The following is a 9,692-nucleotide window of genomic DNA, read 5'->3' on the forward strand; positions in this document are numbered from 1 at the left end:
GCGCCCCAACGATCCGCCGCCTCCGGGCGGCAGGAACGATAGGGCGTTGGCAAAGCTGGTGAAGGAGTCACCCGAGCAGATTCACCAGCGCAACCGAATAAGATGGCAGCGGATGATGAGGCCCGACGGTTTATACTTGGGAGGGTTTTTCTCCGATCGCGTCCTCCCCAGAGTTAGCCGATCGAATCCCCCGGCGCGTCTCACACGTCGTTGCGGGAAGCTCTTTATCGAAACGCCGTAGTCTAGGCTGGGTCTCGATCTCCGCATCGGCACAGATGACGTCCTCACCAAATATCCACGCAGTTAACGAATGCAGCGGGTGTTATCGCGCATTCGATTAATTAATGCAGCCAGGCGTTATCTCGCATCTGATTTGGTGCCGTCGCCCGGGGAGATCGGGCCATGGGGAAACTATCAGGAGAAGTGTGGATGGCAACTATTCCTCTGAGTTGGAATGATTTGTTGTTTAGCGACAACGCTAATTCGGGTTCGGTTTCGCTTGAAAATGGCCAGACACTTTCAAATGTAAGTATTAGCTCTACTGCCGATGCCACTTCTGTCTCGGGGGGGGGCTCATTCACTCTCGATGACGTTCGAATCAGCTCAAGAGAGGGCGTTCGTATTGGGGGTGACGGAGACTTCGTCATCAATAATTCGTACATTGAAACGACAGGAATGGCCGGCGATCACGCTGACGGCATTCAGGCTTATGCCCCTGGTAGTACCGGTAACGTAACCATCACAAACACGGCAATTGTATCCCATAACGATAACGCGACTGCCGGGATGTTTATTGCAGATGGTTACAGTGGCACGTTCACGTTCAACAATGTGGTGTTCCAAGGGGGGCCATATGGTTTACGCATTGCTGCGGATGACAAGGATATCTCGGTCGCGCTCAAGGATGTCTATTTTGTCGGACCGTTCGAGTACGATCCGCTCCTTTTTCAGGATGTGAATGCGCATGTAAACATCACCCAATGGGACAATGTGCGTTACGCAACGATCGTGAACGGTGAACTCGTTCCGGGTGCTCTTATTTCGTCGCCCTCTCCGGTGGTGGGTGGTGCGACGGCACCTACGCCCACACCTGCGCCTACGCCGGATACGGCACCAGCTGCGCCCCTGATCGCTTCCTACTCGACCGACAGCGGGAAAGTTGGCGACGGGATCACCAACGACAACACTTTGACGCTGATGGGGTCAGCTCCTGCCGATGCTACCGTGAATGTGTACGATGGCGCGAGCAAGGTAGGCACTGCACAGGTGAACAGCAGCGGTCAGTGGAGCGTGACCACGTCGGTACTGGGTGACGGCTTGCATAAGCTGACGGCAACGGACACGAACTCTTTCGGTAGTAAGACCAGTGTGGCCTCGGAAGCTATCTCCGTTACGATCGACACTCTTGCGCCTACCGCACCGAAGATGGGAATCTACTCGACGAGCGGCGCTGCGGTCAGCGGCACGACGGCGAATAACGACTTCATCCTGAAAGGGACCGCTGAGGCATTTAGTACAGTCAAGGTTTTCGACGCTGGTAAGCAGATTGGTGCCGCTACAACAAACAGCAGCGGTGTCTGGAGCTTTGAGGCGACCGATCTGGCCAATGGCGGCCACAACTTTACCTCTAAGGCAATGGATGTCGCCGGAAATACCAGCTCTGCCTCTGCAGCCAGCGGAATAACAGTGTCGGCACCAACGACAGCTTCAATCGACTTCTCGGATCTTTATGAGGGGTCGAACAATACGGCCACCATCAAGGGTACGGCCAATGCCTACACCCAAATCAAGCTCTATGACGGAACCCAATCGCTCGGGTCAGTAAAGGCGGGTGCGGACGGATTTTGGACCTTCAAAACATCCGCTTTATCGGACACCGTCCATACCTTCTCGGCCCAGCAGATTGATAGCACCGGCCGAGTGCTCGCCACGAGTCCGGACAAAGCCATCCTGGGCTCGACCCGAAGCGACACTTTAAAGAGCACGACTGGCGACGACTTCTTCGTTGGCAATGGCGGTTCCGACACATTTGTGTTCGCGGATAATTTCGGGAATGACATCATCAAAGACTTCGGTGCATCCGGATCGAGACATGATACGATCGAGTTCAGCAAAAGCGTGTTCGACAGTTTTGCGAATGTCCTTTCCCACGCGAGCCAAGTTGGTCAGGACGTTGTCATTTCCACTGGAGGCGACTCGCTAACGCTGAAGAATGTCAAGCTGAGCGGTCTCGATCATAGTGATTTTCACTTCGCGTAAGTGCGCCTGGTAGTGGAAATCGAATCGCCTAAATTTGGCCTGATGCGTCACGCATTATCCGGCGCGGACAGGTAAGCAATCCCCCTTGTCCCATCCCAAACCCGTCGACGAGTTTCTTCGTCGGCGGGTTTTTGCTTTGGCTGCTAACGCCAAAAAACACACAACGCCGCACGGCGGAGTATGTTCGCCGACGGCGCTGTTTTTACGCACTGGGCCCTGAAATCCCCCAGCGATGATGAGACGATCGAACCCGATAAATGGTTCAAACCAACTTTCGTCTAACGTCAAAACGACGGCATACGCTCACACGAAAAACCATAGATTCACACTCGCGCCAAGTTTCGCTTAAGCCACATTGAACCTTTCGGGCCAGTGGCAGACATACGCACAAGGAGTGACCAGCGTCATATTTTTGGAGTTTCGTCATGTCGATCGATCAGGCCAGAATGGCCTTCCTCACTCAGTCACTCGTTCGACTCACTACCAAACAGCAAAGCCACTCACTTGAAATGGCTGCTATCCAAGAGATGAAGCGCAAGCTCGCCATAAAGGGTTCGGCAGCGGTTGCAGAGACAGTGGAGGGTCTCCGTTTAGCTTGATCGACCTCAGGTCAAGCTTCATCGCGAATCCGCGATTTCGATCATGATGTAGCAATATTCGATTCACAAGACGGGAATGCAGTATGTCGTGCGGGCCAAAGGCAGAGACCTCTTGATCTGCGAAAGCCGCCGCGAGGCTGAGCACATCGTTTTCGACGTAGCTAACGTCGCCGAAACAAGTGAATCGCGGGCTGGGTCTTTTGTCAGCCTGGTTGCTGTACAGGAGCCGCCCTGCACCAATGCCGATGTGCTCGCCAAAGCAATTTTGGATATCAAGCTGATATTGGACCTTGAGAAGGTGCTTTCGGACGATCTCGATTTCGGAAAGCCTCGAAATCCTCGACCGGTTCAAGATCAGATATCGACCGTTTTGGATAAGGCGGACGCTGTCGGTGCCACCAAGCGAATCCAGGCGGGCTTTCGCGGTCTCAAGGTGGTGAAATAGCAACTCGCGACGTCGCTGTACTCTACCACCGCCAACCTTTCATGCACCACCCCGCCGATTTCGACGGGGTGCACAGGTTCGCTTATGACCGGGGCCAGTGAGCCTTGCCCCCAGCAAAAGCGGGGGGCAAACGCACGCCTTCGAGCGAGTCCTCGTGCCAACCAAGGCTGTTCAGCACCGCTTCGAGTGAATCAAGGCTTGGTGCGTTCTTCCTTCTCCACTGTTTATGCCGCGCGCCATCGGCAGTGATCCCCTTGGCCTCTAGCGCCGAGCGGGTCAGCGGCCGGCGTCCGGGACTTTCCTGTAGGATGTCGACCAAGGCGCCGTTGTAATCCCCCGCGACGTCCGCGATGTCGGACAGCAGAATCTTGGTCGCCTTGCTATCAACGGCACCGCCGATGAACTTCTCGTCGGCAACCAGAAGGTCCGCCTCCGGGATGAAGTCCGGCCGCTTGTGATACAGCGTTTGCGACGGGTAGCCAGCGGCGCGAGGGTCGTGTTTCGCAATCGGCCAGCGCAAGCAGCCGCGTCACTTCGTCATCGGTATAGGGAAGCCTGCGATTGCCGGCCTGCGTCTTGCGTGCGGTGGTCAGACCTTCAGCCGGATTGCGCTTCATTTGCCGGTTACGAACGCCGTAGTTGAATAGCGTCTTGACCGCCGCGAGATGCCCATCGCGCACGCTTGTGAGCCCACGAGCCAATAAGGCGTCTTTCCACGCCACCACATCGTCCGGAGTGACACGGCGCGGATCGTCATGTCCCAGGTGCCGCTGAAATTGCAGCACGTAGCCCCACCACGTTGAAACGGTGCTCGGGGCGGGCTTCGCTTCCCGCTCCCAGCGTATCCAGAGCGACTCAAAGGTGAGGGGTGTCTGTTCGTCGGGCGAGGATGCGGACACATCATCGCCCTGATCCGGCTGCCCACCACGAACCGCGCTGCACCACCGTTCAAACTGCGAGACGATGGCGGCATGACGCTCCTTTGCGAGCATCGCAAGGGGCGTCCGCAATGAGAATGAGATTTCAGGTCGGAGACGGTGACGACTATCGGCTCGCCTTCACCCCTGCCCGTAGGCAGGTGGAAGGTGACGCGCTGCCCCTTCGCCAAGGCAAACACGTCGGCGGGCACGCGCTTCCGGAACTGGTGATGCGACGATCTTCGCCGCTTCGTCGGTCTGGCAGTTCTAAGCGCCAATGTGCCTCACCCGTGTGCTACACTCGGGTGATTGAAGGCCGTTTTTGTGCTCGATTATCCCAGTAGTTCAGCTACTTAGCGAACCTATGGTGCCCAGGGGCGGGATCGAACCACCGACACTGCGATTTTCAGTCGCATGCTCTACCAACTGAGCTACCTGGGCGTCGTCCGGCTTCAGCCGGGCGCGCCGGTTTATAGTCAGGCCGGATGGCCGTGTCCACCCGTCCGCCGAATTGGCGTCGTCAGGCGTTCAAGGCTTTGACCGGAGATCGACCCCGAAATGGCCTGCCTCTATGAGGTGGTCCGGTTTCAGTCTTGATGCATGATCGGCTTTTCGGCCATTGTTTGCGCGGCTGGCGGAGGCGATCCGGGTGGCTTGGACGACCATAGGATTGCCGGTGCCGGCGGTTTGTATCCCCGCCGACTGATTTTGGTTCTTTGTGTTGTTGGTGGCGGTGCAGTCATTCTAGAGTTGGCCCAGACCTTGACGCCGGACCGACACGGAACTCTGATCGACGCGTTGGAAAAAATGGCTGACGGCGCCATCGGCATCATGTTGACCAAAATTGCCCAACGCAAATGGCAAGCTGAGCGGTGACTTCTCGGCGAACTATGTTCGAAGGCTAACTGGAGCGTCACACGGCTTGGCCGCGCTTCCAACCACAACCTTACGGATCTTAACGTCGGCAGGTTTCGCTTCGCAGCGATCCGGCCAGTCTAGAAACAAGCGGGTCAAATACCCTGGCCTTTTCTTTGTCGTATTCGAACCGGAAGTACGCGGCAGCACCGTCACAGGTTAGAATGGCGCGTTCGTAAAAGATGCGGTCGCCTTTTGCACCCGACCAGACCGCCCATTCCGCCTTCTGCTTCTGATAAGTGATGCTCCAACCATCGATTCGGTCCTGATCGGCCCGCCCCTTGGTCTCCGCTGCAAACTTGCCGTCGTTTAAATAACTACCCCAAACGCTCAGCAGGCGACGAACAGCATATACAGGGAGTTATCGCAGACTTTTCGCCGTATGACCTATCAAAGCATTCCGTGGTCGAGAGTTTCAAGGTCGAACACCACGAGTTCTCATATTCTCCGAATGACATTCGGCCTGGCTATCGTCGGACTCGTGTGAAAGGAAGTCAGATTCAGAACGGCGTATATGCGAAGGTTAGCTCGATCGCGGGGACGATTACTCGACTAGAAATTTGCCATATGGATAGCCGTTGAATTCTGTAGTGAGTTGATGCCTTGCCATACGAAACGTACGAGCAAGCGTTTACAAGAGCGGTGGTGCCGCGCAATCCCGATCTATGGCGGCAACGGCAGTCTCACCTCGGACGGCACATTCATCTTTGGCTACGACGCCAAGAGCCGGATGCCTTCAAGTAGACGACATTAGCAAAGTCGTCGGCAACGCCGGTAGGTCGAGCTCGACTGATAGCAAATTTTGGTGTGCGAGCCCAAGTCCCGCTCCATACATACATCAGTCCCCTCGGCAGCACCACGACAGTCGCGCCCAGATAGTGTCGCCAAAGGTCAATCGGCTCGTAGCCGATGAGATGACTCGTCAAGTGTGACTTGCGTGCGCCCCAGGTTCCCCGAAATCTGCCATCAATCTTTAAGCATTAGGAAAGTACATCAGGCTATCGTCAAACCTGGTGCTACATGACACGACGGACTGGGCTTCTTATCGCAGCGTTGCTTGCCTGCGTTCCGCTTAATTTTTCAGCGGCCGAAGAAACGGATAGTTCTGGCCTCATCTCTGATAAGGTCAAGTCCGACTATCAACGCCCGGCAAAGATCCCATTTCCGGACAGTAATCCCTACACTCCCGCCAAGGCTGATCTTGGCAAGATGCTGTTCTTCGATCCCATCCTTTCAGGATCGCGCAAGATCTCCTGTGCGTCATGTCATGACCCGTCGAAATCATGGGCAGACGGCTTGCAGCAGGCGGTCGGCGAAGACCCGGCGGGACTTAAGATTCGTACGCCCACATTAATTGACATCGCGTTCGTTGATATTCTTGGCTGGGATGGAAAATTTCCGGATCTCGAGTCGGTGGCCTTCAAGCCATTGGTGAGTCCGCAGATCATGAACATCACAGAACGTGAACTGGTACGACGTCTGCGCCACGCGCCGAAATATGTTGCCGCCTTTAACGCCGCCTTCGGGAAAGGCGCTATCACACGAACCAGAATTGAGAAGGCGTTGGGAATCTACCAACGCACCATCGTCGCCGGTGAAGCACCGTTCGATCGCTGGATTGCGGGCGACGAGACGGCCATTTCTGCCGAAGCCAAGCGCGGGTTCGCGCTGTTCAACGGCAAGGCCCACTGCTCGCACTGCCACAGCGGCCCATCGTTCACCGATGGATCCTTTCAGGACATTGGTACTGCGACTGGCGCCGATATTGGAAGGGGACGAATTTTTCCGAAATCAGAGATGCTGCGCTACGCCTTCAAGACTCCGACGTTACGCAACGTCGCGAAGCGTGCACCCTACATGCACGATGGCTCGATTCCGACTTTGGAAGGTGTGATCGAGTTGTACAATAGAGGCGGCATCGATCGACCTAGCCGTTCGCCTTCCATTGAACCACTCTCGCTGACGGAAACCGATAAGAAGGCGCTAATTGAATTTCTGCAAACACTGACCGCCGACTCGCCTAGTGCGCGGCTATCAGGACCCCCTCAATAAATCCATCGCGAAATCTGCCTCGTTCGATCACGCGGCCAACTGCGATAGCAAAGCGCCTAATAGACCGAAGCCGGCAAAAAGCGATATGCCCGCGCAGGTCTCCAGTGTTTCCAAATGGACGGTGTGTCTATCCGCAGCCCACGCCAGTACAACCCCGGCCAAAATAGCCGCGACACTCAATAGGACAAACATCCCGATCTCCGCCTCTCGCTTACATAAACGATAGGTCAAAAAAATTGATATCTCGTGGTTCCAATACCTAAAATTTGAAAGAGAAGCGCCGCTGAGTGGGGACTCATTGATTGAAATAAAAGCGACTGTAGCTGCAGTACAGATTGCTGAAAAGAAGGTGTGCGCGGAACGCGTCGTAGCGGGTGGCAACCCGGCGCCAATCTCTGAGACGGCCGTTCTCGATCGTGCGGCGCTGACGACTATCTTTGGTCGGCGATCAAACTTGTGGCCCGCGCCCTTGTGGTACTCTCCGACCTTCGCTCAGTTTGAGTCGCAGACAGCGTGGAGTTTTGAGTTCAGGCCGTCTTGGGTGCGCCGATAAGACGGGAACATCTTTTTTCTGTCGGGGCTCTTCACACGAATCGGTCATCAGAGTTCCCTCACCGCGTGGCCCGTCCTGAGCTTAGATAGCGCGACATTTTGTCAAATTTTAACCATGCTAAATGGCATGCCTTCCAAACTATTCAATTTGCAGTATAGTAAATAAATTCCCAACACGTTCTGGTTAATTGCCTGGATCGCGCGATGAACGGCTACCTTCAGCGGAGCATCCCCATCCTGAGAAGCTCTTCTCTTGTCCTCGCCCGGTGTCTCCTCGCCTTGCTGTTCGCCGTGACGAGCACTGCCAATGCCAGCGCCCATGTGAAATGGTTCTGCGCTTACGATGTCGCGGGCCAGCCACTGGAACTCTCCAACGTGCTGTGCCAGGACTTCGAAATCCTAATTTTCGTAGCTGCGGTCGGACTTCTTGCCGGTTGCTTTCTCGAGAAGACGCCTCTCGGCGAAGCAATGTTACGGTCAATGGATCGCGTCACCATTGGAATACGCCTCCATACTGAGGAAATGGTGCGTGCGTTCTGCTTCTTTTTCTTCATCGGTGTTTGGACGCTGGGTGGCATCCTGTTAACGCCGGAATTGACCAGCAAATCGGCCCTCCTCCCTCCCCTGCAGTTCACAATCGCGATTTGCCTATTGTGGAGGCGGACTTTGCCGATCTCCGCGCTCGGCATCGTCATTTTGTTCGGCATGGCGATACACGACTACGGAATGTTCCATTTGGCGGACTACCCAATCTTTCTGGGCATCGCAGCGTATCTTGCTTTGAGGGGGCTTCAGAAGAAATTCTTCGGGATCGAGCCGATTGATATCATGCGTTATGCGACGGCGGTGACTCTGATGTGGGCGTCCGTCGAAAAATGGGCCTATCCTCAGTGGAGTTACCCGATCTTCATCACGCACCCGAGCATTACTTTCGGGTTTGATCCCGAGTTCTATATGCGTGCTGCTGGCGCCGTTGAGTTCGTACTCGCATTTGCGTTGCTCTGGACGCCACTGGTCCGGCGCTGCGCAGCGGCAATTCTAGCGGGTATGTTCATCGCTGCTTGCTTGGAATTTGGAAAGATAGACACCATCGGGCATTCGGGCATCATTGCGGTGCTGTTTGCAGTGCTTGCCGATGACCGCCGAGTAGAGAACGACCGGCGTGTTCCACTCGCCGCTCCGGCCGGGTTCTGCGCTGCACTTGCCGCAACGCTGTTTGTCTACTACGTCGGCCACGCAACGCTGTTCAATACGACGGTTTTGTAACCCGGGCGGCCAGCAAACAAACTCAGTTCACCTTCACCATCAGCTTCATTTTTGGATGGATCCCGCACCGCACCGTAAAGCTGCCCGCGACCGGAAAGACGACGGTGAACGAACTACCCGGCTTCTGATCGTTCGAATCGAACGAGAACGTTGGGGAGGTGAGATAGGCGTGGTGAAGAAGATCGCCATCGTCGTTGACAAAGCGCAAAGCCTCGCCGCGGCTAATGGCAATATGGCCTGGCTGAAATTCACGATTTTTCTGTGAAATTTGATAAGGGCCGGCAGCTAATACTCCGCCGGCGAGCAAACCACCTAACACTGCTAACAAAACATGCGTATCACTCCGTCTTAGAAGGATCGAAATCCATCTGAGCACATGCATTCCGTTACTCCGTCAGACCTTCATGCGCGAACTGAAAATCCAACCAATTCGATGCACTAACTGGTTACCACACTCCAGAAGTACCTTCACTCAACACCGGCCGTAAAGATTATATCGCTATTCCGATGAGTGATGTCACCTCCGAATGCCCTTATCGCCAGGGCTATCCCTGAGAATAGGGCTTATTCTTCGGTCGCTGACGGAAGTGGAGCCATCGTGTGGGTGCGAGTATGTCGTCAGGAGTCGGGACAAATCGCGCGCTGTTCCACGCTGCTTACGAAAGCATACGCTCCTGCATACCGGCG

The 9,692-nt window shown here is 55.3% G+C and carries 8 protein-coding genes, 1 tRNA gene and 1 pseudogene; 6 read left to right on the forward strand and 4 right to left on the reverse strand.

The window, feature by feature from the left end; translation table 11 throughout:
* Nucleotides 1-429 precede the first annotated feature (429 nt).
* The 3 genes from ACZ5IL_RS00270 to ACZ5IL_RS00280 all read left to right on the forward strand — a co-directional run bounded on the left by ACZ5IL_RS00270 (nucleotide 430) and on the right by ACZ5IL_RS00280 (nucleotide 3,303).
* Nucleotides 430-2,259 carry a right-handed parallel beta-helix repeat-containing protein gene (locus ACZ5IL_RS00270; protein WP_464594483.1) on the forward strand — a complete coding sequence of 610 codons (1,830 nt, stop codon included), beginning with the start codon at nucleotides 430-432 and terminating at the stop codon, nucleotides 2,257-2,259.
* Between the two features lie 425 nt (nucleotides 2,260-2,684).
* Nucleotides 2,685-2,858, forward strand: coding sequence for a hypothetical protein (locus ACZ5IL_RS00275; RefSeq protein WP_464594484.1), 174 nt, complete (start codon nucleotides 2,685-2,687; stop codon nucleotides 2,856-2,858).
* 76 nt (nucleotides 2,859-2,934) lie between these two features.
* The gene (locus tag ACZ5IL_RS00280) at nucleotides 2,935-3,303 is read left to right on the forward strand and encodes a hypothetical protein (RefSeq protein WP_464594485.1); all 369 of its coding nucleotides are present in this window, start codon (nucleotides 2,935-2,937) and stop codon (nucleotides 3,301-3,303) included.
* Nucleotides 3,304-3,686: 383 nt separating this feature from the next.
* Here ACZ5IL_RS00280 and ACZ5IL_RS00285 read toward each other — a convergent pair whose 3' ends face one another.
* Together ACZ5IL_RS00285 and ACZ5IL_RS00290 are read right to left on the reverse strand one after the other, a co-directional pair.
* Entirely contained in the window at nucleotides 3,687-4,295 is a 609-nt protein-coding gene (locus ACZ5IL_RS00285; RefSeq protein ID WP_464594486.1) for a hypothetical protein, read from the reverse strand.
* A gap of 290 nt (nucleotides 4,296-4,585) precedes the next feature.
* A tRNA-Phe gene (locus ACZ5IL_RS00290) sits at nucleotides 4,586-4,661 on the reverse strand.
* Between the two features lie 159 nt (nucleotides 4,662-4,820).
* On the opposite strand from ACZ5IL_RS00290, the gene ACZ5IL_RS00295 reads away from it, so the two are divergent.
* Both ACZ5IL_RS00295 and ACZ5IL_RS00300 read left to right on the forward strand, forming a co-directional pair.
* Entirely contained in the window at nucleotides 4,821-5,096 is a 276-nt protein-coding gene (locus ACZ5IL_RS00295) for a hypothetical protein (RefSeq protein ID WP_464596990.1), read from the forward strand.
* Between the two features lie 1,059 nt (nucleotides 5,097-6,155).
* A complete protein-coding gene (locus ACZ5IL_RS00300; RefSeq protein ID WP_464594487.1) occupies nucleotides 6,156-7,187 on the forward strand; it encodes a cytochrome-c peroxidase in 1,032 nt (343 codons plus the stop codon).
* A 309-nt stretch (nucleotides 7,188-7,496) separates the two neighbouring features.
* On the opposite strand, the pseudogene ACZ5IL_RS00305 reads toward ACZ5IL_RS00300, so the two are convergent.
* A pseudogene (locus tag ACZ5IL_RS00305) lies at nucleotides 7,497-7,617 on the reverse strand (IS5/IS1182 family transposase); the annotation flags it as partial.
* Nucleotides 7,618-7,943: 326 nt separating this feature from the next.
* Here ACZ5IL_RS00305 and ACZ5IL_RS00310 point away from each other — a divergent pair.
* On the forward strand, nucleotides 7,944-9,005 hold the full coding sequence (locus ACZ5IL_RS00310) for a hypothetical protein (RefSeq protein WP_464594488.1): 1,062 nt from the start codon (nucleotides 7,944-7,946) through the stop codon (nucleotides 9,003-9,005).
* 22 nt (nucleotides 9,006-9,027) lie between these two features.
* Here the strand turns inward: ACZ5IL_RS00310 and ACZ5IL_RS00315 are convergent, their stop codons facing one another.
* Entirely contained in the window at nucleotides 9,028-9,387 is a 360-nt protein-coding gene (locus ACZ5IL_RS00315; RefSeq protein ID WP_464594489.1) for a cupredoxin domain-containing protein, read from the reverse strand.
* Nucleotides 9,388-9,692 lie beyond the last annotated feature (305 nt).

This window comes from Nitrobacter sp. CN101 (genome assembly GCF_055390255.1).

Coding starts and splice junctions, on each gene's coding strand:
- ACZ5IL_RS00275 (WP_464594484.1), top strand. CDS start 2,685: ATGTCGATCGATCAGGCCAGAATGGCCTTCCTCACTCAGTCACTCGTT.
- ACZ5IL_RS00310 (WP_464594488.1), top strand. CDS start 7,944: ATGAACGGCTACCTTCAGCGGAGCATCCCCATCCTGAGAAGCTCTTCT.
- ACZ5IL_RS00270 (WP_464594483.1), top strand. CDS start 430: ATGGCAACTATTCCTCTGAGTTGGAATGATTTGTTGTTTAGCGACAAC.
- ACZ5IL_RS00295 (WP_464596990.1), top strand. CDS start 4,821: ATGATCGGCTTTTCGGCCATTGTTTGCGCGGCTGGCGGAGGCGATCCG.
- ACZ5IL_RS00285 (WP_464594486.1), bottom strand. CDS start 4,295: ATGCTCGCAAAGGAGCGTCATGCCGCCATCGTCTCGCAGTTTGAACGG.
- ACZ5IL_RS00300 (WP_464594487.1), top strand. CDS start 6,156: ATGACACGACGGACTGGGCTTCTTATCGCAGCGTTGCTTGCCTGCGTT.
- ACZ5IL_RS00315 (WP_464594489.1), bottom strand. CDS start 9,387: ATGCATGTGCTCAGATGGATTTCGATCCTTCTAAGACGGAGTGATACG.
- ACZ5IL_RS00280 (WP_464594485.1), top strand. CDS start 2,935: ATGCAGTATGTCGTGCGGGCCAAAGGCAGAGACCTCTTGATCTGCGAA.